General features: G+C 72.2%; 23 protein-coding genes. 18 read left to right on the top strand and 5 right to left on the bottom strand.

Features of this window, described 5'->3' with window-relative positions; genetic code table 11:
• Positions 1-41 precede the first annotated feature (41 nt).
• From BSB02_RS03580 to BSB02_RS03560, 5 genes are read left to right on the top strand one after another with little or no spacing between them, the layout of a single operon-like run.
• The gene (locus BSB02_RS03580; RefSeq protein ID WP_143590197.1) at positions 42-1,430 is read left to right on the top strand and encodes an ABC transporter substrate-binding protein; all 1,389 of its coding nucleotides are present in this window, start codon (positions 42-44) and stop codon (positions 1,428-1,430) included.
• Between the two features lie 31 nt (positions 1,431-1,461).
• A complete protein-coding gene (locus tag BSB02_RS03575) occupies positions 1,462-2,481 on the top strand; it encodes an ABC transporter ATP-binding protein (protein ID WP_084956690.1) in 1,020 nt (339 codons plus the stop codon).
• The gene (locus BSB02_RS03570; protein WP_084956688.1) at positions 2,478-3,377 is read left to right on the top strand and encodes a carbohydrate ABC transporter permease; all 900 of its coding nucleotides are present in this window, start codon (positions 2,478-2,480) and stop codon (positions 3,375-3,377) included. The genes BSB02_RS03575 and BSB02_RS03570 overlap by 4 nt, the downstream gene beginning before the upstream one ends.
• Positions 3,374-4,198 carry a carbohydrate ABC transporter permease gene (locus tag BSB02_RS03565; protein ID WP_084956686.1) on the top strand — a complete coding sequence of 275 codons (825 nt, stop codon included), beginning with the start codon at positions 3,374-3,376 and terminating at the stop codon, positions 4,196-4,198. The genes BSB02_RS03570 and BSB02_RS03565 overlap by 4 nt, the downstream gene beginning before the upstream one ends.
• Positions 4,195-4,758, top strand: coding sequence for a nucleotidyltransferase family protein (locus tag BSB02_RS03560; RefSeq protein ID WP_084956684.1), 564 nt, complete (start codon positions 4,195-4,197; stop codon positions 4,756-4,758). Before BSB02_RS03565 ends, BSB02_RS03560 begins: the two co-directional genes overlap by 4 nt.
• Here BSB02_RS03560 and BSB02_RS03555 read toward each other — a convergent pair whose 3' ends face one another.
• Positions 4,759-5,646 (bottom strand): endonuclease/exonuclease/phosphatase family protein, encoded by an 888-nt coding sequence (locus BSB02_RS03555; protein ID WP_240506150.1) that lies wholly within the window; start codon positions 5,644-5,646, stop codon positions 4,759-4,761.
• 67 nt (positions 5,647-5,713) lie between these two features.
• Between BSB02_RS03555 and BSB02_RS03550 the strand changes: the two genes are divergently transcribed.
• Genes BSB02_RS03550 through BSB02_RS03545 form a run of 3 tightly spaced genes read left to right on the top strand, consistent with a single transcriptional unit; the run spans position 5,714 to position 8,225 of the window.
• Entirely contained in the window at positions 5,714-6,754 is a 1,041-nt protein-coding gene (locus tag BSB02_RS03550) for an LLM class F420-dependent oxidoreductase (RefSeq protein ID WP_084956682.1), read from the top strand.
• 47 nt (positions 6,755-6,801) lie between these two features.
• The gene (locus BSB02_RS43385) at positions 6,802-6,888 is read left to right on the top strand and encodes a putative leader peptide (RefSeq protein WP_420855825.1); all 87 of its coding nucleotides are present in this window, start codon (positions 6,802-6,804) and stop codon (positions 6,886-6,888) included.
• Positions 6,889-6,947: 59 nt separating this feature from the next.
• The gene (locus tag BSB02_RS03545; protein ID WP_084956680.1) at positions 6,948-8,225 is read left to right on the top strand and encodes a dicarboxylate/amino acid:cation symporter; all 1,278 of its coding nucleotides are present in this window, start codon (positions 6,948-6,950) and stop codon (positions 8,223-8,225) included.
• Positions 8,226-8,280: 55 nt separating this feature from the next.
• Here BSB02_RS03545 and BSB02_RS03540 read toward each other — a convergent pair whose 3' ends face one another.
• Positions 8,281-9,252: an NAD(P)H-dependent flavin oxidoreductase gene (locus tag BSB02_RS03540; protein WP_206184488.1), complete on the bottom strand. Its 972-nt coding sequence runs from the start codon at positions 9,250-9,252 to the stop codon at positions 8,281-8,283.
• Between the two features lie 93 nt (positions 9,253-9,345).
• Here BSB02_RS03540 and BSB02_RS03535 point away from each other — a divergent pair, with 93 nt between their 5' ends.
• From BSB02_RS03535 to BSB02_RS03505, 7 genes are all read left to right on the top strand, one after another.
• Positions 9,346-10,827 carry a serine/threonine-protein kinase gene (locus tag BSB02_RS03535; RefSeq protein ID WP_084956678.1) on the top strand — a complete coding sequence of 494 codons (1,482 nt, stop codon included), beginning with the start codon at positions 9,346-9,348 and terminating at the stop codon, positions 10,825-10,827.
• A 165-nt stretch (positions 10,828-10,992) separates the two neighbouring features.
• A complete protein-coding gene (efp, locus tag BSB02_RS03530; RefSeq protein WP_084956676.1) occupies positions 10,993-11,553 on the top strand; it encodes an elongation factor P in 561 nt (186 codons plus the stop codon).
• 2 nt (positions 11,554-11,555) lie between these two features.
• The gene (gene nusB, locus BSB02_RS03525; protein WP_084956674.1) at positions 11,556-11,966 is read left to right on the top strand and encodes a transcription antitermination factor NusB; all 411 of its coding nucleotides are present in this window, start codon (positions 11,556-11,558) and stop codon (positions 11,964-11,966) included.
• Positions 11,967-11,991: 25 nt separating this feature from the next.
• Positions 11,992-12,321 (top strand): MmcQ/YjbR family DNA-binding protein, encoded by a 330-nt coding sequence (locus tag BSB02_RS03520; protein WP_084956672.1) that lies wholly within the window; start codon positions 11,992-11,994, stop codon positions 12,319-12,321.
• Between the two features lie 69 nt (positions 12,322-12,390).
• Positions 12,391-13,131, top strand: coding sequence for a methyltransferase (locus BSB02_RS03515; RefSeq protein ID WP_084956670.1), 741 nt, complete (start codon positions 12,391-12,393; stop codon positions 13,129-13,131).
• Positions 13,132-13,140: 9 nt separating this feature from the next.
• Positions 13,141-14,409: a DNA polymerase IV gene (locus BSB02_RS03510; RefSeq protein WP_084956668.1), complete on the top strand. Its 1,269-nt coding sequence runs from the start codon at positions 13,141-13,143 to the stop codon at positions 14,407-14,409.
• Positions 14,410-14,562: 153 nt separating this feature from the next.
• Complete coding sequence (locus BSB02_RS03505; protein WP_084956976.1) at positions 14,563-14,955, top strand: DUF3040 domain-containing protein; 393 nt, start codon at positions 14,563-14,565, stop codon at positions 14,953-14,955.
• 45 nt (positions 14,956-15,000) lie between these two features.
• On the opposite strand, the gene BSB02_RS03500 is transcribed toward BSB02_RS03505, so the two are convergent.
• Genes BSB02_RS03500 through BSB02_RS03490 form a run of 3 tightly spaced genes read right to left on the bottom strand, consistent with a single transcriptional unit; the run spans position 15,001 to position 19,763 of the window.
• On the bottom strand, positions 15,001-17,469 hold the full coding sequence (locus tag BSB02_RS03500) for a transglutaminase TgpA family protein (RefSeq protein WP_084956666.1): 2,469 nt from the start codon (positions 17,467-17,469) through the stop codon (positions 15,001-15,003).
• Positions 17,466-18,746, bottom strand: a complete 1,281-nt coding sequence (locus BSB02_RS03495) for a DUF58 domain-containing protein (protein ID WP_084956664.1) — start codon at positions 18,744-18,746, stop codon at positions 17,466-17,468. Before BSB02_RS03495 ends, BSB02_RS03500 begins: the two co-directional genes overlap by 4 nt.
• A 27-nt stretch (positions 18,747-18,773) precedes the next feature.
• Complete coding sequence (locus BSB02_RS03490; protein ID WP_206184487.1) at positions 18,774-19,763, bottom strand: AAA family ATPase; 990 nt, start codon at positions 19,761-19,763, stop codon at positions 18,774-18,776.
• Positions 19,764-20,282: 519 nt separating this feature from the next.
• On the opposite strand from BSB02_RS03490, the gene mraZ reads away from it, so the two are divergent.
• The 3 genes from mraZ to ftsL all read left to right on the top strand — a co-directional run bounded on the left by mraZ (position 20,283) and on the right by ftsL (position 22,348).
• A complete protein-coding gene (gene mraZ / locus BSB02_RS03485; protein WP_084956662.1) occupies positions 20,283-20,714 on the top strand; it encodes a division/cell wall cluster transcriptional repressor MraZ in 432 nt (143 codons plus the stop codon).
• A gap of 244 nt (positions 20,715-20,958) precedes the next feature.
• Positions 20,959-21,915, top strand: a complete 957-nt coding sequence (gene rsmH, locus BSB02_RS03480) for a 16S rRNA (cytosine(1402)-N(4))-methyltransferase RsmH (RefSeq protein ID WP_084956661.1) — start codon at positions 20,959-20,961, stop codon at positions 21,913-21,915.
• Positions 21,902-22,348: a cell division protein FtsL gene (gene ftsL, locus BSB02_RS03475; protein WP_143590195.1), complete on the top strand. Its 447-nt coding sequence runs from the start codon at positions 21,902-21,904 to the stop codon at positions 22,346-22,348. Before rsmH ends, ftsL begins: the two co-directional genes overlap by 14 nt.
• Positions 22,349-22,435 lie beyond the last annotated feature (87 nt).

Raw genomic sequence — 22,435 nt, 5'->3', positions numbered from 1 at the left:
GGCGTATACACAAACAGTCGCCGGAGGATTACCGTCGAAAGATGTCCTCCGAGTTGACCAGGCGAGGATTTCTGGGCGGTGCGGCCGCCGTGACGCTGGCCGCCTGCGCCAGCGAGACCGAGGGGCCCCGGCCGACCGGCCAGGCCGCCGGGGGTCCCCAGGTCACCTACGCTCCTCCCACCTCCAAGCTCTCCGGCGACCTCACCATCCTGATGTGGTCGCACTTCGTCCCCAGCCACGACGCCTGGTTCAAGGGGTTCGTCCAGGACTGGGGCCGCCGCGCGGGCGTCAACGTCCGCGTCGACCAGATCTCCGTCAACGACCTGCCCGCCCGCATCGCCGCGGAGATGCAGGCCGGCCAGGGACACGACCTGCTGCAGAACATCACCACGCTCTCGCAGTACGAGCCCGGCGTGCACGACCTGACCGACGTGGTGAAGGAGGCCGACAACCGCTGGGGCAAGCAGCTGGACCTGTGCCGCAAGTCCTCCTTCAACCCCAACACCGAGAAGTTCTACGCCTTCTCGCCCGGCTGGTCCCCCGACCCCGGCGACTACCGCAAGTCCCTGTGGAGCGAGGCCGGCTTCCCCAACGGCCCGGCCACCTGGGACGACCTGCTGCGGGGCGGCGCGGAGATCAAGAGGCGCAAGAACGTCCAGATGGGCCTGGGCATGGCCCAGGAGGTCGACTCCAACATGGCCGCCCGCGCCTGCCTGTGGTCCTTCGGCGCCGCCGAGCAGAACGAGCAGGAGGAGGTGACGCTCAGGTCCGACGCCGCGGTGGCGGCGGTGGAGTACATGGTCCGCCTGTTCAAGGAGACCATGACGAACGAGATCTTCTCCTGGAACGCCGCGTCCAACAACCAGGGCCTGGTCGCGGGGAAGCTGTCCTACATCCTCAACTCGATCTCCGCCTGGCGCACCGCCCAGAGCGCCAACCCGGCGGTGGCCGACGACATCTTCTTCGTCCCGGCGTTGCGCGGCCCCGCCAAGGCGCTGGCCGCCCAGCACGTCATGTACAACTGGATCATCCCGCGGCACGCCCGCAACGTGGACGCGGCCAAGGAGTTCCTGCTGCACTACACGGCCAACTTCGCGGCCGTGACCTACCACTCGCGGCTGTATGACCTGCCGGCCTGGCCGTCGCTGGTGCCGCAGCTGAACGGCTGGCTCGACAACGACCCGTTCGGCGCGAAGCCGGCGAACAAGCTGTCGCTGCTCAAGACGGCCGTCGACTGGAGCGTCAACATCGGCTACCCGGGCCCGGCCAACCCGGCCGTCGGGGAGGTGCTGGGCACGTTCGTGCTGCCCAACATGATGGCGCGGGCGGCGCGTGGCGAGGCGACCCCGGCCAGGGCCGTCCAGGACGCCGACCGCGAGGTCCGCCGCATCTTCGACAACTGGCGCCGGCGCGGCCTGGTGGCCGGATGAGCGCGCCCGAGCCGCGGAGCGGAGCGGAGCCATGAGTACAGTCGAAGTGCGCGACCTCGTCAAGCACTACGACAAGGTGCGCGCGGTGGACGGGGTCTCGCTGCGCAGCGCCGACGGCGAGTACCTGGTGCTGCTCGGGCCCAGCGGCTGCGGCAAGACCACCCTGCTGCGCACCATCGCGGGGCTGGAGCAGCCGACCTCGGGCCAGGTGCTCATCGGCGACCAGGTGGTCAACGACCTGCCGCCGCGCGCCCGCAAGATCGCCATGGTGTTCCAGTCCTACGCGCTGTACCCGCACAAGACGGTCCTGGCCAACATCGTCTTCCCGCTCAAGGCCGAGGGGATGGACAAGCGGGCGCGCGAGGAACGCGCCCGCTGGGCGGCCGGGCTCCTCGGCATCGAGCACCTGCTGGACCGCAAGCCGCGGCAGCTGTCGGGCGGGGAGCGGCAGCGGGTCGCGCTCGCCCGCGCCCTGGTCCGCCAGCCGCGCGTGTTCCTGCTCGACGAGCCGCTGTCCAACCTCGACGCCAAGCTGCGCGCCTCGGCCCGCGACGAGCTCAAGCGCTTCCAGCAGGAGATCGGGACGACCACCATCTACGTCACCCACGACCAGACCGAGGCCATGGGGCTGGGCGACCGCATCGCGGTCCTGGAGTCCGGCACGCTCCGGCAGATCGGGCGGCCCATCGAGGTCTACGACGACCCGGCCGACACCTTCGTGGCCACCTTCATCGGCTCGCCGCCCATGAACCTCGTGCCGCGCGACGGCCGCCTGGTCGGCTTCCGCCCCGAGCACCTGCTGCCCTTGGAGCTCGGCGCCGAGGACCGGGTGACGCTCAAGCTCGACGTCGACCGGATCGAGTACCTGTCGGGGGACCGGCACGTGTACGGCACCGCCACCGGCCTGGGGGAGCCGACCCGCGTCATCGCGCGCCTGCCCGCCACCGTCCTGACCCCCATCGAGCCGGGGCGCACCTACGACTTCTCCATCCGGGGCGAGAAGCTGCGCTACTTCGACGCCGCCACGGGCCGCCGGACGGACCCGCCATGACCGGGGGAGCCAGGCGCACCCTGGCCGACCGGGAGGGCGCGCTCGCCTGGCTGTTCATGCTGCCGTCGGTGATCTACATCCTGGCCCTCGTGGCCGTGCCGTTCGCGCTGGCCGTCGCGCTGGCGTTCTCCGACGTCACCGTGGGCGACCCGAGCTTCGACTGGGCCGGGTGGGCCAACTTCGCCAGGAACTTCGACGACCCGGTGTTCTGGCGCGCCCTGGGCAACACCTTCCTGTTCACCGCCGTCTCGATGCTGCTCATCGTCGTCTTCGGCAAGATCCTGGCCAACATCCTCGTCGCCGACTTCAGGGGCAAGTGGCTGATCCGCTTCCTCGTCCTGCTGCCGTGGACCACCCCCGTCGCGCTGAGCGCGGTCGCCTGGCTGTGGCTGCTGGACTCCATCTACTCCCCGATCGACTGGGTGCTGCGCAGGATCGGCCTCATCGAGGGCAACCTCAACTGGCTCGGCGAGCCGACCCTGGAGATGGTCTCCGTGATCGCCGTCCACGTCTGGCGCCTGACCCCGCTCGCCGCCGTCATCGTCATGGCCGGCCTGGTCGCCATCCCGAGGGAGATCGAGGAGGCGGCCAGGATGGACGGGGCGGGGTTCTGGCGGCGGATGTTCGAGGTGACCATCCCGCTGACGCTTCCGGTGATCGCCGTGGCGGCCCTCTTCGGCGCGATCCTGACATTTACCGATATGACGGTCGTGTACGTGCTCACCAGGGGCGGCGCCACCCACTCCTCGGAGGTCCTGGCGAGCTGGGCCTACATCCGCGGCATCAGCGGCGGCGACGTGGCCCAGGGCGCCTCGATCGCGCTGTTCCTCTTCCCGCTGCTGCTGGCCGCCGCGATCGCGATCCTGCGCGCCGTACGCCGGATGGAGGTCACATGAGACGCCTGGCTCTCTACGCGGCCGCCGTCCTGTGCGCCCTGCTGTGCGCAGGGCCGTTCCTGTGGAGCATGATCACGATGTTCAAGCTCAACAGGGACCTGGTCGACACCACGCACAACCCGTTCTGGTTCGACCCGGCGCCCACGGCCGACCACGTGCGCTACCTGTTCACCGACACCGCCTACCTGACGTTCGTGTGGAACACGCTGTGGGTGGGCGGCCTCGTGGTGCTCATCACGCTCGCCTTCGCGCTGCCCGCCGCCTACGCCCTGGCCCGGCTGGAGCGGCCGTGGGCGGGATGGATGGCCGTGACCATCTTCATGATCTACCTCATCCCGCCGTCGCTGCTGTTCCTGAGCCTGTCCCGGATGGTCGTCGCCCTGGGCCTGCAGGACTCCACCTGGTCGCTGGTGCTGGTGTATCCGACGATGACGATCCCGGTGTCGGTCTGGCTGCTCATGGGCTTCCTCAAGGCCATCCCCAAGGACGTCGAGGAGCAGGCCATGGTCGACGGGCACAGCCGGCTCGGCGCGTTCGTGCGCACGGTGATCCCGCTGGCTTTCCCCGGGATCGTGGCCGTGGTGGTCTTCGCCTTCACGCTGACGGCCAGCGAGTTCATCTACGCGCTCGCGTTCGTCTCGCCCACCGCCGAGAAGGTCGTCAGCACCGGCGTGCCCACCGAGCTGATCCGCGGCGACGTCTTCTACTGGCAGTCGCTCCAGGCGGCCTCGGTGCTGGTCGCCGTCCCGATCGCGCTGGTGTTCAACCTGTTCCTCGACCGGTTTATCACCGGGTTCACGATGGGAGCAGTAAAGGCATGAAGCGATCGAGCGTGGCCGGGCTGCTGCTGGCCGCTGGAGCGGGGACCCGCCTGGGCACGCCCAAGGCGGTGCTGGAGCACGAGGGCGAGCGGCTGGTCGACCGGGGCGTGCGCGTCCTGGAGGAGGGCGGCTGCCATCCGGTGGTGGTGGTGCTGGGCGCGGCCATGCCGCAGGTGAGCGGCGCGATCGTGGTCCCCAACCCCGACTGGCGCACGGGCATGGGCTCCTCGCTGCGGGTGGGCCTGGCCGCGCTGCCGCCCCACGCGCAGGCCGTGGTCGTCGCCCTGGTGGACCAGCCGTTCGTGCAGCCGCGCGCCGTGCGGATGCTCATCGACAGCGGCGCGAGCGTGGCCGTGGCGACGTACGGCGGGCGCCGCCGCAACCCGGTGCTGATCGCCCGCGAGCACTTCGAGGAGGTCGCGCGGCACGCCGTGGGGGACGTGGGCGCGAGGGCGTTCTTCCAGGCCCGCCCCGAGCTGGTGACCGAGGTGGAGGTGCCGGGCGACCCGCGCGACATCGACGTCCCGGAGGACCTGACCCACCTCCACCCCTCCCGCTGATCACAGCCGCAGCGCGGCCACGGCGGCGCGGTGGTCGCTGCCGGTGGCGGGCGCGACCGTGGCGCTCGTGGCCGTCATGCCCCGGTAGAGGATGTGGTCGGGCCGGGTGACCGGGAACGACGAGGGCCAGGTGAAGCCGAACCCGTCGCCCGCCTCGCGCTGCGCGTCGAGCAGGGGCGGGGCCAGCCCGCGCAGCCCCCGGTCGGTGGAGGCGGTGTTGAGGTCGCCCAGCAGCAGGATCCGCTCGCTGGGGTCGGCGTCGACCAGCTTGCGCACGGCGGACAGCGACCTGTCGCGCAGCGCGGTGTCCCCGGGGCGGGCCGAGCCCAGGTGCACGACGTAGACGGTGACCTCGCCCTTGGGGGTCTTCAGGACGGCGCGCAGGGCGCGCTTCCAGCCCAGGCCGGGGTCGATGGGCTTGCGGTCGGTGATCGGGAAGCGGCTCCACAGGCCCACGGTGGAGACCGTGTAGGAGTGCTCGAACATCTGGTTGAGCTGCTTGGCGGCCGGGCCGCCCGGCGTGAGCTCCTGCGCGGCGAGCACGTCGAGGTCCTGGGCGATGGCGCGTACGGCATGGCCGGAGGCGTTGTTGCGCACGCCGACGTTGACGGTGCCGACCTTGAGGTCGCTCCTGCCGCCCGGCGGGCTGGCCAGCGCGACCGGCCCGAACATGACCGCCCACACCAGGCCCGGCAGCAGCGCGGCCAGTGCCGCGCCCTTGGAACGCGCCAGCAACGCCGCCAGCAGCAGCACCGGCACCGCCCAGCCGAACCAGGGCAGCAGGCTCTCGGCCACCGTGGTCACCCCGCCCAGGGGAGGGATCAGGCTGTGCCCCGCCAGACCGGCGGCGAGCAGGACGGAGACGACGATCACACCCCGTTTCAGCACGCGGCTTACGTTAGCGGCGATGGGCTACGCTAGGGACCGAACTTTCGTCTGTTTGGAGGGCTACGGCATGCGGATCGGGATGGCGCTCAGTTACTCCGGCGGCTTCAAGGAGGCCGTCGCCGAGCTGGCCGACTACGAGAAGGCGGGGCTCGACATCGTTTTCGTCGCCGAGGCCTACAGCTTCGACGCGGTCAGCCAGCTGGGCTACATCGCGGCCAGGACCGAGCGCCTCCAGATCGCCTCCGGCATCCTGCCGATCTACACGCGCACCCCGGCGCTGCTGGCCATGACCGCCGCCGGGCTGGACTACGTCTCCGACGGCCGCTTCACCCTCGGCCTGGGTGCCTCCGGGCCGCAGGTGATCGAGGGCTTCCACGGCGTGCCGTACACCGCGCCGCTGGGCCGTACCCGGGAGGTCATCGAGATCTGCCGCCAGGTCTGGCGGCGCGAGCGCCTGGCCTACCAGGGCAAGCACTACACGCTGCCGCTCCCGCCCGAGCAGGGCACCGGCCTGGGCAAGCCGCTCAAGCTGATCAACCACCCCGTCCGCGAGCGCATCCCGGTCCTCATCGCCGCCATCGGACCCAAGAACGTCGAGCTGGCCGCCGAGATCGCCGAGGCCTGGCAGCCGATCTTCTACCTGCCGGAGAAGGCCGCCGACGTGTGGGGCCCCTCGCTGGCCGCCGGCAAGGCCCGGCGCGCGCCCGAGCTCGGCGAGCTGGACATCGTCGGGCAGGCGTTCCTGGCCATCGGCGACGACGTGGAGCAGTACGTCGAGCTGGGCCGGCCGATGGCCGCGCTCTACATCGGCGGCATGGGCGCCAAGGGCAAGAACTTCTACAACGACCTGGCCCGCCGCTACGGCTTCGAGAAGGAGGCCGAGCAGATCCAGGAGCTGTACCTGGCGGGCCGGAAGGACGAGGCCGCCGCCCTGGTGCCGCGCGAGCTCATCGAGGGCATGTCGCTGATCGGCTCGGAGGGGTTCGTCCGCGACCGCCTCCAGGCCATGCGCGAGTCCGGCGTGACCACGCTCAACGTCACCCCGCTGGCGCCCACCCACGAGCAGCGCGTGCGGCTCATCGAGAAGGTCCGCGAGCTGACCATGTGACCCGATTCACGAAATAGCCGCCTATCGGGGGCGTGTTGTAGCTGCCCGTGAGGTACTCCGTGACACCTGTGCGGCTCGTCGGGCGGCTGCACATCGACCTGTGCCGGGCGACCGGCGCCACCCTCTGTCGCTGAATCTCTTCCAGTCACCTCACCCTCCCTCGTCATCCGAAGGCGTCTTTGTCGTGTTTGTCGTGAAGAGATTTAGCTTCTCCCTGCAATTGCTGCTGGGCCTCGCCGCCGGCGTGGCCCTCGGCTTCGCCGCCCGCCTGTGGGACCTGTCGTGGCTGTCGGCCACGCTCACCCAGGCCGGCAGCATCTTCGTCCAGCTGCTCAAGCTCGCCGTCCCGCCGCTGGTCTTCACCGCCGTCGTGGTCAGCGTGGCCAACCTGCGCAACGTCAGCGGCGCGGCCCGGCTGGCCGGCAAGACCCTGCTGTGGTTCGCGGCCACCGCGCTGGTGTCGGTCACCTTCGCGATCGGCCTCGGCCTGCTGCTCGACCCCGGCCGGGGCGTCACCCTCGACACCGGCGCCGCCAAGGCGCCCGAGACCGTCGGCGGCTGGGCCGACTTCCTCACCGGCATCGTCCCTGCCAACGTCGTCACGGCCTTCACCGAGCTGGAAGTCCTCCAGATCGTGTTCCTGGGCGTCGTCGTGGGCGCGGCGGCCATGGCGGTCGGCGAGAAGGCCGAGCCGTTCCTCTCCCTGAGCCGCTCGGTGCTGGAGCTGGTGCAGAAGGCCCTGTGGTGGGTGATCCGCCTGGCCCCCATCGGGACGGCCGGCCTCATCGGCAAGGCGGTGGCCACCTACGGCTGGGACCTGCTCGCGCCGCTCGCCAAGTTCAGCGTGGGCGTCTACATCGGCTGCCTCGTCGTGCTGCTGGTGATCTACCCGACGCTGCTCGCGGTGGTGGGGCGCGTCAGCCCCGTGCGGTTCTTCCGCAACGCCTGGCCCGCCATCGAGCTGGCCTTCGTCTCGCGCTCCTCGGTCGGCACGCTGCCGCTGACCCAGCGGGTGACGACCGAGCGCAACGGCGTCGACCGCGACTACGCCTCCTTCGCCGTGCCGCTTGGGGCGACGACCAAGATGGACGGCTGCGCCTCGGTCTACCCGGCCCTGGCCGCGATCTTCGTGGCGCAGGTCTACGGCGTCCCGCTCGGCCTCGGCGACTACCTGCTGATCGCCTTCGTCTCCGTGGTCGGCTCGGCCGCCACCGCGGGCCTGACGGGCGCGATCGTCATGCTGACGCTCACGCTGAGCACGCTCGGCCTGCCGCTGGAGGGCGTGGGCCTGCTGCTGGCCATCGACCCGATCCTCGACATGATCAGGACCGCGACCAACGTCGCCGGACAACTGACAGTACCGGTGCTCGTGGCCAGGTCCGAGGGGCGGCTGGACGACGCCGTGTTCAACGCGCCGCCGCAGTCCCTGGACGACGCGCCCGCCCGCAGGCCCGAGCCGGCGCTGGCATAGCGGCTCCTTCCCGGCACCCGGGTGGCCCGTCACCAGGCGGGCCCGCCCGGGCGCGTCAGGCGACCACCGCGCGGCCGGCGGCGGACAGGGCCTCCACCGCCTCCTCGACCATGCGGCGGACGATCTCCTCCGCCGGCAGGATCTCGCGCACCAGGCCCGCGGACTGCCCACAGAACGGCAGGTACTCGTGGCCCCGGCCCTCCAGCACCGCCGCGACGATCCGGGGCCCGGCCTCGGCCGGGTCGATCGACTCCGGGTCCCGGGCCAGCTGCTCGACGAGCGCGGTGCGCAGGGCCCGGGGCTCGTTGGGCGGGACGGGGAGCGTGTAGGGCGGCAGGACGCGGCCGCTGTTGACGACCTTGACGGCGTCCTCGGCGCCGGCCGAGACGATCATTCGCTTCCACTCCTCGGCGATCCGCATCTCCTCCGAGGCCAGGAACCTGGTCCCGACGAGTGCTCCCTGAGCGCCCAGGGTGAGCGCGGCCGCCAGCCCGCGCCCGTCGGCGATGCCGCCCGCGGCCAGCACGGGCACCCGCCCGGCCACGTCCACGACCTGCGGCACCAGCACCATCGTGCCGACCCAGCCGCCGTGCCCGCCCGCCTCCCCGCCCTGCGCGACGATCACGTCGGCCCCCGCCGCGACGGCCTCCTCGGCCTGGCGCAGGGTCATCACCTGCTGGATCCAGGCGACTCCCCGGTCGTGGGCCCGCTTGATGTGGTCGGCGGGCACGCTCAGGTGGAAGGAGACGGCCGCGGGCGCGAAGTCGAGCGTGGCCTCGAACGCCTCCTCGTTCAGGGGCCGCGACGTGTGGTTGATCGCGAAGGGCCGGTCGGTCAGCTCGCGCAGCCGCCGCCACTGCTCGCGCAGCTCGGGCAGCGGCCGGACCGCCGTCCCCAAGCTGCCCATGCCGCCCGCGGCGCAGACGGCCGCGGCCAGCTCGACCTCCTCCAGCGGGCCGAAGGGGGCGCACACGATGGGCACCTCGATGCCCAGCAGATCGCACACCGGAGTTCGCAGGGTGGTCATCACCTCACGCTAGGACTAAATCGGTCATGTGTCCCGCTACGGAAACATGCCCTTAAGGTGTTGCTTGCCGATCCTTGAGTGACTGGTGGGGAAATGCCGGAAGAACTGCTGGCCGGGCGCTACCGCCTCGACGAGCTCATCGCCCAGGGGCCGGACTGCGAGGTGTGGCGCGCCCACGACCGGCAGGCCGACTGGACCGTGGCGGTCAAGCTGCTGCGGGCCGAGGCCGACGCCGTCACCCGCGGCCGCTTCACCCGCCGCGCCCAGGCGCTGGCCGGCGTGCTGCACCCCAACGTGGTGACCGTCCTGGACGTGGGCGAGCACGACGGCGTGCCGTACCTCGTCATGGAGCACCTGGCGGGCGGGACCCTGGAGGGCGCCGGACCGCTGCCCGCCGCGGAGGTCCGCCGCGTGCTGGGCCAGGCGGCGGCCGGGCTGGACGCGCTGCACCGCGCCGGGCTGGCGCACGGCGACCTGAAGGCCCGGGACCTGTGCCGGGCCGGCACCGGGGTGGTCAAGCTGGCCGGGTTCGGGCTGCTGGGCGACGGGCTGCCGCCGCCGGGGGCGCGCGCCCTGCCCGTGACCCCCTACCGCGCACCCGAACAGCTGGAGGGCGGCGCGGCGAGCACGGCGGCCGACCTGTACGCGCTGGGCTGCGTCGGCTACGAGCTGCTCGCCGGGCGCCCGCCCCACACCGGCGAGGACCTGGCCGAACGGCACCGCGGTGCCGAGCCCGCCCCGCTGGGTCCCGAGGCGCCCGCCGATCTGGCGCGGCTGGTCATGGCGCTGCTGGCCAAGGACCCCGCCGCCCGGCCGTCCGCGTCAGCCGTACGGCAGGCGCTCGCGACCGGCGGCCTGGTCGAGACCGGAGCCTGGGCGCCCGCCGCCGGCCCGGCACCGCGGGACGGGGCGGCCGGAAACCCGCCGTCGCCGGGCGACACCGCGGTCTACACACCCGGCCCTGGCGACACGGCCGTCTACATGCCGGGCCCCGGCGACACCCTCGTGGACGAGCCGGCGCACGACCGGCCGGACCGGCGCATGATCGTCCAGCTGGTCGTCGCGCTCGCGGTGATCGCCGCGGTGACCGCGGCCTTCGTCCTGTGGCCCCGCTCCGACGGGCGCCCCACGGCCGCCGCCACCCCCACGCCCACGGCCGCCGAGCCCACGGCCGCCGAGCCCGCGGCCACGACGCCCACGCCCACGCCGCCGCCCACGAGGACGCCGTCCGCCGACCCGGCGCCCACCCTCACCCCGACCGGCGACGTGGTGACCCTCGGCCCCGGCCGGTCCGACAGCTCCCGCTCCACGCCGCCGGGCGGGTGGCGGACCTACCTGTTCAGGCTCGAGGAGGCCGTGGGCATCCACGAGCGGATCGGCGACATCTCGCCCGACGCGGCCAAGGACGCCCGCAAGTCCATCGCCAAGGCCGCCGAGCGGCTCCAGCGCGGCCGGCCCGACAAGGTCGTGGAGGCGGTCCAGGAGTTCATGGACGACCTCGCCAAGGCGCAGGCCAAGGGCGAGGCGCCCACCACCGGGCCGCTGGCCGACATGCAGCAGCGCTGGAACAGCTGATCACGCGGGGCGCCCCGTTCCTGGCCCCCCGCGGGACCGGTAGACTAGAGGATCGAGTTCCGCCCACTCGCGCATCCGAAGCGCCTCGCAAGGCGGCGGGACTCTTCACCAGACGACCGGAGAGCTGCTCGTCCCGTAGTGAGCGGCCGCACGCAGGAGAAACTTGTGGCGACGACCAACGACCTGAAGAACGGCATGGTGCTGAGGCTCGACGGCGGCGAACTGTGGTCCGTCGTGGAGTTCCAGCACGTCAAGCCGGGCAAGGGTGGCGCGTTCGTGCGCACCAAGCTCAAGAACGTCCTCTCGGGCAAGGTCGTCGACAAGACCTTCAACGCCGGCGTGAAGGTCGAGGTGGCCAACGTCGACAAGCGCGAGATGCAGTTCAGCTACAAGGACGGCGAGGACTTCGTCTTCATGGACACCGAGACCTACGACATGGTCCACGTGCCCAGCGCGGTCGTCGGCGACGCGGCCAACTACATGCTGGAGAACACCACGGCCACCGTGGCGTTCGAGGGCGGCAACCCCCTCTACGTCGACCTGCCGGCCGCCGTCGAGCTGGTCATCGCCCACACCGAGCCGGGCGTGCAGGGCGACCGCTCCACCGGCGGCACCAAGCCCGCCACGCTGGAGACCGGCGCCGAGATCAAGGTGCCGCTGTTCATCACGACGGGCGAGAAGGTCAAGGTCGACACCCGCAGCGGCGAGTACCTCGGCCGGGCCTGACGGTGTCCGCACGCGGCAAGGCGCGCAGGCGTGCGCTTGACATCCTCTACGAAGCCGAGCTCCGCGGCGCCGACCCCCTGCAGGTCCTCGCCGAGCGCGTCGAGCGCAACGAGCCGCCGGTCAACGCCTACACCACGGCGATCGTCGAGGGCGTGGTCAAGCACCGCGCCCGCATCGACGAGCTGATCACCACCTACGCCGAGGGCTGGACCCTCGATCGCATGCCCGCGGTGGACCGCAACCTGCTGCGCGCGGGCACCTTCGAGCTGCTGTGGATGCCCGACGTGCCGGAGGGCGTGGTCATCAGCGAGTGGGTGCACCTGGCCGGCGACCTGTCGACCGACGACTCCCCGCAGTTCGTCAACGGCCTGCTGGCCCGCTTCAAGTCGCTGAAGCCGACGCTGGCGCTGTAGCGGGGCCGCTGGCACGATCGGTCGCATGACGACCGAGGACGACGTGCGCGCGATCGCGCTCGCCCTGCCCGAGACGGCCGAGAAGCCGATGTACGGCACGCCCGCCTTCTACGTGCGCGGCAAGTGGTTCGCCAGGATCCGCGAGGAGGGCGACGTCCTCGTGGTCCACGTGCCCTCCGAGGAGCACAAGCGCGAGCTGGTCGCCGCCGATCCGGGGGCGTTCTTCACCACCGATCACTACGACGGGCACGCGGTGGTGCTGGTGCGGCTGCCGGAGGTGGACGCCGAGGAGCTGCGGGAGCTGCTCGCCGACTCCTGGCGGCTGCGCGCCCCCAGGAGCCTGCCCGGCCCGTGACGCCTCCCCGGCGCCCGCCGACGTCATAGGCTGGGCCCGGGACACGCGACACACACGAGGAGGCGCACCTTGCAAGGCGTCACGAGAGCTCCGGCGGCGCGGACCGCGGTGGTGTGGGACGCGCTGCGCGCGGTGCTCGCCGAGCGGGCCGCCGCCGGGGGGCGCGAGCGGCTGGACATCGTCGACGCCGGGGGCGGGACGGGCGGCTTCGCCGTACCCCTGGCGGAGCTGGGGCACGCGGTGACGGTCGTGGACCCGAGCCCCGACTCGCTGTTCGCGCTGGAGCGCCGGGCCGCCGAGTCGGGCGTGGAGGTGCGCGCGCTGCAGGGCGACGCCGCCGACCTGGGCGAGCTGCTCCCGCGCGACGGCGCCGATCTGGTGCTGTGCCACAGCGTGCTGGAGTACGTCGAGGACCCGGCGAGCGCCCTGAAGGCGGTGCGCGGGGTGCTGCGCGAGGGCGGCGTGGTCAGCGTCCTGGCCGCCAACCCCGTGGCCTCGGCGATCCACCGGGCGCTGGCCGGCCACTTCGACGAGGCGCGGGCCGTGCTCGACACCGGCCGCTGGGGCGAGAAGGACCCCACCCCGCGCCGCTTCACCGCCGAGGAGCTGGGCGAGCTGCTGAGGGGCGCCGGCTTGCGCGTGGGCGAGATCCACGGCGTGCGGGTGTTCGCCGACCTGGTGCCCAGCCGCCTGGTCGACGGCGAGCCGGGCGCGGTCGAGGCGCTCATCGCCCTGGAGCAGGCCGCGGCCACGCACCCGGTCCTGCGCGACATCGCCACCCAGCTCCACGTCCTCGCGAGTCGAACATAGAATCGAATCGTGTCGAGGAAGCAGATCACGGGGGTCGGTCCCGTCCCGGCGAGCGGGGCCGACGATGAGGGCTGCCCGATCCTCCACGTCGACATGGACGCCTTCTTCGCCAGCGTGGAACTGCTCGAACGGCCCGAGCTGAGGGGGCGGCCGGTGATCGTCGGCTCGCCCTCCGGCCGCGGGGTGGTGCTCAGCGCCACCTACGAGGCCAGGGCGTACGGCGTGCACTCGGCCATGCCGATGAGCAGGGCGCGCCGGCTGTGCCCGCACGCCACGGTCATCCCGCCCAGCCACGGCAAGTACGGCGAGGTCTCCCGGGGCGTGATGGAGATCTTCCACGCGGTCACCCCGCTGGTCGAGCCGATCGCCTCCGACGAGGCCTTCCTCGACGTGGGCGGGGCGCGCAGGAGGCTCGGCCCGCCGGCCGCGGTCGCCCGGATGATCAAGGAGCAGGTCCGCGAGCGCTACGGCATCACCTGCTCGGTGGGGGTGGCGCCGAGCAAGTTCGTCGCCAAGCTGGCCTCCCGGCAGTGCAAGCCCGACGGGCTGCTCGTGGTCCCCGCGGCCGGGGTGGTCGCCTTCCTCCACCCGCTGCCGGTGTCGGCGCTGTGGGGCGTCGGCGAGCGCACCGAGCAGGCGCTGACCCGGCTGGGCATCAGGACCGTGGGCGACCTGGCCAGGGTGCCGGTCGCCACCCTGCGGCGCGAGCTGGGGCAGGCCGTGGGCGGCCACCTGGCCGCGCTGGCCTGGGGGCGCGACGAGCGGCCGGTGACCCCCCACGCGCCCGACAAGAGCATCGGCAACGAGGAGACCTTCGCCGCCGACGTCGACGACCCCGAGACGATCAGGCGTGAGCTGCTGCGCCTGTCGGAGCGGGTGGCCGCCCGGATGCGTAAAAGCGGCTATGTGGGCAGAACAGTAAGCGTGAAGCTGCGTCGAGCCGACTTCTCCACGATCACGCGGTCGCGGACGTTGAGGGAGCCGACGGACGTCGCACAGGTGATCTACGCCACGGCTTGCTCGCTGTTCGCCGCCGCCGGGCTGGAGCGGGTGCGGCTGCGGCTGGTGGGCGTGCGCATGGAGCAGCTGTCCCCGGCCGAGACCGCCGCGCACCAGCTCAGCCTGGGGGAGCGCGACAGCGGCTGGCGCGAGGCGGAGCGGGCCATGGATCGCGCCATCCAGCGGTTCGGTCCCGATGCGGTGGTCCCGGCTTCGCTGGTGCGGGGGCGGCTTGATGAAATGGGAGCAGGCGAGGCTGACGGAGAGGTGAGGGAATGATCGCGGTATCCCCTCCGGTTTGGACTGCGTTGGCCGTTTTCTTTCGCCCGCGTCTGCAGCCTCGTATTCTGGGGATAACCGACCGCGAGGTTCGGACACCCCGTGTCGTCCGTTGCCGTCTTCCCCGAAATGGGGCCGTCCTTGGGAGGCGCCGTGCCGCTCTCTGAGCACGAGCAGCGCTTGCTCGACCAGATCGAGCAGGCCCTCTACGCCGAGGACCCGAAGTGGGCCAACACCGTCAGGATCAGCGACCCACGCAACCACTACAAGCGGCGTCTGATCAAGGCCAGCATCGGCTTTGCTCTCGGCATCGTCGTGATGATGGTGGGCGTGGTCATGCAGTCGATCCCGCTCGGCGTCGGCGGTTTCGTGGTCATGCTCGCCGCGTGTCTGTGGGGCCTGTCGAGCTGGAAGCGCATGAGTGGAATCGGCGACGCCGCCCCCGGGCCCGGCGCTGCGCAGGGCAAGGGAGCGCGTCGCACGAGCCGTGGCTCCTTCATGGAGCGCATGGAGGAGCGCTGGCGCCGTCGCCACGACGAGCGCTGACCCCCGCGTGCGGCCGCTCCCCGAGGGCAACGGCCGCACCAGGGCCTACTTGCTCACGAGTTCCTTCCGCGTGCCTTCCGATCCCGAGGGCGCCTGAGTCCGCGTCGACCGGCGGAGCCTGATGGTCTCCAGCCGGTCGAAGCCGTCCAGGAGGCCCTCGCCCAGCCGGCGCAGCCGGCGCATGGTCGACGGCGGCAGCAGGGCGGCCCGCAGCCGGGTGCGGCGGCTCACCGTCCTGGCCAGCGCCCGGCGCACGAGCTTGAGCTCCTTGCCCAGCGGTCCCACCTCGCCCGGGTCCCGGGCGAACAGCACCCGCTCGACGGCCTGCGACAGGGCCGAGATCGCGGCGGCCGTGCCGGCGTCGAACTCCTGCTGCTCGGTCAGCCGCCTGGCCAGCGCCCGCGGCGTCTCGCTGGGCTGCCTGGCCATCCCGTAGTCGTCCAGCACGTCGTCCAGCTCCGCCCACGCGGCGGCGACCGGCACGCTGACCCGCGCCGCCCTGGCCGTCACGTCGTCCTGCGGCCCGGAGACCTTCCAGCCCAGCGACCGCACCCGCCGGCTGCGGGTGACCAGCCGGACCCCGGCCGGGACGAGCAGGAGCAGCAGCAGGACGAGCACGCCGATCCCGATCCCCAGGACCGGCGAGACCGACTCCTCCACCGGCACGCCGCCCAGCCCCGCCAGCCGGTCCTCCTCCAGCTCGCGGATGTTGCGGCTGCGGCTGGTGCCGCCCGTGGGCACCTCGCCGGAGCCGGGGGTGCCGGTCGCGGTGCCGGCGGACTCGTCGCCGCTGTCCTGCACCTGAGGCAGCGAGTACGGCGGGACGCGGGCCGTGCCCTGGCCCAGCGGCGCGTTGGCCGTCGGGGTGGGCTCGAAGGCCAGCCAGCCGATGCCCTCGAAGTACAGCTCAGGCCAGGCGTGCATGTCGGAGGTGGCGACCGCGAAGCCGTCGTCGACCTTCGTGCCGCCGGTGTAGCCGATCGCGACCCGCGCCGGGATGCCCGCGGCCCTGGCCAGCACCGCCATCGCCGCGGCGTACTGCTCGCAGTACCCCGTCTTGCTGTAGATGAGGAAGTCCAGCAGCGCGTCGGCCGACTGCCCCTGGGTCTGCAGGCTGTAGGTGTAGCCGTTCCTGCTGTCGCGGAAGTGCTCCTGGATCCGCACGGCCTTCTGGTAGGGGGTCTCGGCCTTCGCCGTGATCTTGTCGGCCAGCTCGCGGATCTCCTCGGGCAGGTCCTCCGGCAGGCGCAGGAGGCGCTCGTTGGCCTCGGTCCGCTGCACCGGCGGGCTGGCGTCCAGCTGCTCCGGCTTGGGGGCGGGCTCGGTGCTCACCACCTCGTACTCCATGCCCGAGGCGTCCTCGCGGGTGGAGAAGACCATGAGCGACTCGACGTCGGCCCGCCAGTCGCCCTCCGCCCGCACCACCGACGGCGGGTACGGCAGGGGTAGGAAGGCCAGGCGCTCGACCTCCTCGCTGATCCTGATCCGCGTGGTGACCGCCGTGACCGGGATGGACTCGCCCAGGCCCGGCGCGCGCGGCAGCGGGCCGTTCTCCACGCGGTTCTCCGGCGCGCCCCTGGGCGGCTCCAGCTCGAACCGGTCGCCGTTGAAGAGGTTCAGCGAGTAGATCTTCAGGTAGCGCGGCTGGTTGTCGTTGTTGGCGTAGGTCAGGACGGTCCGCTTCTCGGGGAGCGTGAGCTGCCCCTTCAGCGCCACGACCGGGTCGGGGATGCTGATGGAGTTGCCCTTGCCGCCCTTGCCGCTGCCGCCCACGCCGAAGGTGAACCACGAGACCGGCTCCATGCTCGGCAGCAGCGCCGGGACCAGGATGGCCAGCGCGATCGCGGCGAAGCCGATCCGCTTGCCCGACAGCCGCAGGCCGCGCGTGTCGGTCGTCTCGCGGGGGCCGCCGGTGGCATTCCTGGTGCGCCGCACCAGCACGGCCCGGCCCCAGCGGCTGATCCGCTCGCGCCCGTCGGCGATCAGCAGGGCGACGAACCCCAGCGCGGCCAGGATGAAGGCGGGCCAGCTCATCGGGTCGGGCAGGATCGTGGCCGGCACCGCGATGAGCGCGAGCAGCGGCAGGCCCGCCACCGCGGTACGGCGCAGCCGCGCGGCCAGCAGGTCCACCGTGATGGCGATGAGCGCGACGCCCGCGGTCGTCAGCAGCGACACGCCCGCGTTGGCCGGCACGGGCGCGGCGAAGCGCTGGATGTCGGCCCATCCGGTGGCCAGCAGCTTGCCCAGGGCGAGCACCGACTCCTTGGTGGGCACGACCAGGGCCCACGCCTTGGTCCCCGTGAAGACCGCGGTCAGGTAGAGCAGCGTCGCCACCAGGCTCACCAGCGTCGCGGCCCAGGCGGGCAGGGCCAGCCGGCCCGACAGCGCGCCGGCGCCGAGGACGACCAGCACCGCGCCGAGCGAGCCCCAGAACCAGCCGCCGCCGTTCAGCAGCGGGTACAGCACCAGCGCCACGCAGAACGTGGCCACGGCCGACGCGAGCGACAGCCTCATGCCGCACCTCCCACGACGCCTCCCGCCGCGCTTCCCATAGCGCCCTGCTGGAGCGCGAACCTGCCCTTGGCGCCCGCGTCCTGCCAGACCGACGCCAGGGACGTGCCCGACGGCAGCCGGACGATGCGCCAGCCGTACCCGGCCAGCACTCCTTGCACGGCCTCGCGGTCGGGGTTGGCCATGCCGTCCCAGGACTCCACGTCGAGCAGGACCGCCACGGCGGTCACGCCCGCGCGTCTGAGCCTGGCCAGTGCCTTGGCCTCCTCCGGGTCCAGGTCGCCGAGGACGGCCACGATGAGGCCGTCGCCGCCGTCCTGCCGCAGCGCGGCCACGCCGATCTCCAGCGAGTAGGCGACGCTGGGCTTGACGACCGCCAGCGTGTCGAGCAACGCCTGCGAGGAGCCCTCGGCCAGGGGCTCGGCGCCCATGTCGGTCACCAGCCGCAGGCCCAGCCCCTCGCGCGCCAGGTGCACGCCGATCGACGCGGCGGCCGAGACCGCCACCTCGAAGGAGGAGCGCGGCCCCTCGCCCGAGTGGCCGACCCGGCGGGTGTCCAGCAGCAGCGCGCCGCGGCTCTGCCACTGCTGCTCCTCGCGCCGCACCATCAGCTCGCCGTACCGCGCGGTCGAGCGCCAGTGCACCCGCCGCAGGTCGTCGCCCTGCCGGTACTCGCGGGGGGCCACGTCGTCGTCCCCGGCCGCCGCCACCGAGCGGGTACGGCTGTCGCCGCCGCCGCTCCACTCGCCCGACAGCCTCACGTGGGGCAGCGGCACGACCTGCGGCGTGACGACCAGGGTGTCGGCGATGGTGAACGAGCGGGTCAGCTCCACCAGGCCGAACGGGTCGGTGATGCGCACCGCCAGCGGCCCGATGGTGAAGCGCCCCCGCAGGTCGGAGCGGACCTTGTAGTCGATCTCCCGGATGCCGCGCGCCTCCACCCGGTCCAGCACGAACCGGGGGCGCACGCCCAGCGCGTAGGGAACGGTGTCCTCGATGAGCAGCAGCCCGGTGGGCAGCCGGGTGACGTTCTCCAGGCGCAGGGTCACCGTGGCCTCGCCGCCGGCCTCGATCCGGCCGGGCGACAGGCGGCGGGCGCAGCTGAGCCGGTAGCGCGTGCGGGCCACCACCATGGCGGCCAGCAGCGGCAGCGAGGCGACGAAGACGCCCACCCGCAGCAGGTCGTGCTCGCCCAGCAGCAGCGCCATGGCCATGGCGGCCGCCCCCGAGGCCAGGAACGACCTGCCGCGAGTGGTCAGCGCCCGCAGTCCGGCCCTCACCGTCTCGCCCTCCTCATCGGGCCCTCCTCATCGGGACCGCGTCTCCGGCACCGGCACCCGCCTGACCAGCTCCGCGATGACCTGCTCGGGCAGGCGGCGCTGGCCGTGCGCCTCCACGCTGGGCAGCAGGCGGTGCGCCAGCACCGGGACGGCCAGGTCCTGCAGGTCGTCCGGGATGACGTAGTCGCGCCCGGACAGCGCGGCGTGCGCCCTGGCGGACCTGATCAGCTGCAGCGTGGAGCGCGGGGAGGCGCCCAGGCGCAGGTCGGGGGAGTGGCGGGTGGCCACCACCAGGTCGATGGCGTACTTCTTGACGGCCTGGGAGACGTAGACGCCGCGCACCGCCCGGATCAGCGCCCGCACCTCGTCGGCGGTGGCGACCGGCTGGAGCTTGTCCAGCGGGGAGGTGCTGCCGTGCACGTCGAGCATCTCCAGCTCGGCCGTGGGCTCGGGGTAGCCCATGGCGATCCGCGCGGTGAAGCGGTCGCGCTGGGCCTCCGGCAGCGGGTAGGTGCCCTCCATCTCGATGGGGTTCTGGGTGGCGATGACCATGAAGGGGGCTTCCAGCTCGTACGTCACGCCGTCGACGGTGACCTGGCGCTCCTCCATGCACTCCAGCAGGGCCGACTGGGTCTTGGGCGAGGCCCGGTTGATCTCGTCGCCCACCACGATGTTCGCGAAGACGGGCCCCGGCTTGAACTCGAACTCGCGGGTCTGCTGGTTGTAGGCGCTGACCCCGGTGATGTCGCTGGGCAGCAGGTCGGGCGTGAACTGCACGCGCCGCACCGGGCAGTCGATGGAGCGCGCCAGGGCCTTGGCGAGCATCGTCTTGCCCACCCCCGGAACGTCCTCGATCAGCAGGTGCCCCTCGGCCAGCAGCACGGTCACGGTGATGCGGACGGCCTCGCTCTTGCCCTCGATGACCGATTCGATGGCCTCCCGTATCCGGTGCGCGGTGGGCACCAGCTCCTCGAGCCGGGGCGGGTTGTCGGGGGTGACGTCATGGGTTACTGCCACCAGGCCTCCATGAGAGGTGCTAAGGCTCTCCCGCGCGCGGGTGATATTGCGGGAGCCACACGATTGTTTTCCATTCTGTGTACCGACCCTACGACGCTGGGGGTTCACAGGCGACTTTTGCCGAAATTCCGACAGAACACTCACAGTGTTCAGTCGCCTCGTCCGGTTCTCGTCGCATAGTCGTGCCAATCCGGTGACAGCCCGCCACCGGGGCCCCACCGGCGGCTCCACTTTCCTCCACCGGCGTCCCCGCGCCTGTCCGGCGGCCCCCGAGCCGGCCGGGAAACGGCCCCGAGACGGCGCCGATTGGGGCGTCGCGACACGCCCGCCACGGCAGCGGGCCGCCCCGCGCCACCCTCCTCCGCACCACCGCATTGACCAGGAGAAATGCAACGAGAAGTGTCATGTTGCAGGGTTGGAATCAGTTGACGGTGGAGAGAAGTGGAGTATGGTGGTGCGCAGTGGAGGGTCGGCGCACACCAGCGTCGACCATTCACTAGGCACGGGAGGTGGGGCCGGTTGTTCCTCGGCACCCATCATCCGCGTCTGGACGAGAAGGGACGGCTGTTCCTGCCGGCTAAGTACCGCGAGGAGCTGGCGGAGGGTCTTGTGATCACCAAGGGCCAGGAGCGATGCCTCTACGTCTTTCCCGTAGAGGAGTTCCAGCGCATTACCGAAGCTCTCCGCACTGCCCCGGTGACCGCCAAGGCGGTCCGCGACTACAGCCGCGTCCTGTTCGCCAGCGCTTCCGACGAGATCCCGGACAAGCAGGGGCGCATCACCATTCCTCAGGCGTTGCGGCAGTACGCCGGCCTGGAACGTGACTGCGTGGTCATCGGGGCCAACACCCGGCTGGAGATCTGGGACTCCCGGGCCTGGGACACCTACCTCAACGAGCAGGAGCAGGCGTTCGCCGACCTGTCGGAGGAGGTGTTGCCAGGGATCTTGTAGAGGTCACGGCCTTTGAGGGGCTTCGACCCCACAAGGCGCGCACGCCGGTGATGTCGTTCGGCGAGGTCTCCAGCCGCAACCATGGCCCCGCGCCAGCTGATGCACCTTCCCCGGTGTCAGGTGGCGCGAGGCGAGGCAGGGTGCGGATGGGGACCTGGCCGGGCGGCACGGGGGTGGGGGCCATCGACCGGCGGACGCCGGGCGCGTCAGTCCGCGAGCCAGACGCGAGAGGGGGGTGGGAGTGATGATCGAAGCCGTTCACGTGCCCGTGATGCTCGAGCGAGTGCTGGAGCTGCTGGCCCCGGCGCTCACCGGCGCCGAGCCGGTCGTCGTCGACGCGAACCTCGGCCTGGGCGGCCATTCCGAGGCCCTGCTCGCCGCGCACCCCACCCTCCACCTCATCGGGATCGACCGCGACCCTTTCGCGATCGACTTCTCCACGCGGCGGCTCGAGCCGTACGCCGAGCGGATCACGCTGGTCCACGCGACGTCGGCCGAGCTGCCCGAGGTGCTGCGCCGGGCGGGCCGGCCCCGGGTCGACGGCGTGCTGTTCGACCTGGGCGTCTCCTCGCCGCAGCTGGACGAGGCCGAGCGCGGGTTCGCCTACTCCTACGACGCCCCCCTCGACATGCGGATGGACCCCACGCAGGACCTCACCGCCGAGCACGTGGTCAACACCTACTCGGCCGCGGAGCTGACGCGCGTCCTGCGTGACTACGGCGAGGAACGATTCGCGCCGCGTGTCGCGTCCTTAATCGTGCGGGAGAGGGCCAAGGACCCCATAACGTCGACCAAGAGGCTCGCCGACATCGTGCGCGCCGCCATCCCGGCGGCGGCCCGGCGCACCGGCGGCAACCCCGCGAAGAGGACTTTCCAGGCGTTGCGCATCGAGGTGAACGCGGAGCTGAGCGCTCTGGAGGCGGCGCTCCCCGCCGCCCTCGACGCGCTGGCGCTGGGTGGGAGGGTGGTCGTGCTCTCCTACCACTCCCTGGAGGACCGGCTGGCCAAGCAGGTCCTCGCGGCGCGAACCAGGGACACCAGCCCGCCCGGGCTGCCGGTCCCGCTGGAGGCCCACCAGCCCCGGTTCCGCCTTCTGACGAGGGGGGCCGAGCTCCCCACGGACGAAGAGGTGGCGCGCAACCCGCGCGCCGCCTCAGCCCGGCTACGGGCGGCAGAGAGGATCCGACTTGACGAGGACTGAGACGAGGACTGAGCAGACCAGGCGGGAGACCCCCGTCCGCGGCGCCGTGCCCCGCACCCGCTCGCCGCGCCAGACGCGGCCCGCCCCCACCGCCCCCGCCGCCCGCCCGGCGGCCCAGGCCCGGCGCGTGCCCGCCGATCGCGTACGGCTGCCGCGGCGCAAGCAGCGGGCGCCCTTCGTGCTGCTCGTCGTCGGCCTGATGTGCGGCGGCCTGGTGAGCCTGCTGCTGCTCAACACCGTGCTCGCCCAGGACTCCATCAAGGCCGGCGAGCTGCGCGAGCAGATCGCCCACGCGAAGCGGGAGTCGGAGCGGGCCAAGACCGAGAACCTCAGGCTCGACCAGCCGGAGCAGCTGGCCCGGTTCGCCGAGGGCCAGGGCATGACCCCCGACAAGTCGATCAACGTGCTGCCCCAGGGCGGCGCGAACCGGTGAGAGGAACGGGCGGCCGGGGCCAGGGCCCCGGCCGCGGCACAGGCGGCGCCGGCTCTCAGGGAGGGTCAGGCGCCTCTCGTCGTGTGC

Origin of the sequence: Thermoactinospora rubra, from assembly GCF_002093975.1 — a bacterium.
Lineage (GTDB): Bacteria > Actinomycetota > Actinomycetes > Streptosporangiales > Streptosporangiaceae > Nonomuraea > Nonomuraea rubra_A.
Note: the sequence above shows the minus strand (reverse complement) of the source record. Positions and strands in the feature narration are given on the sequence as shown.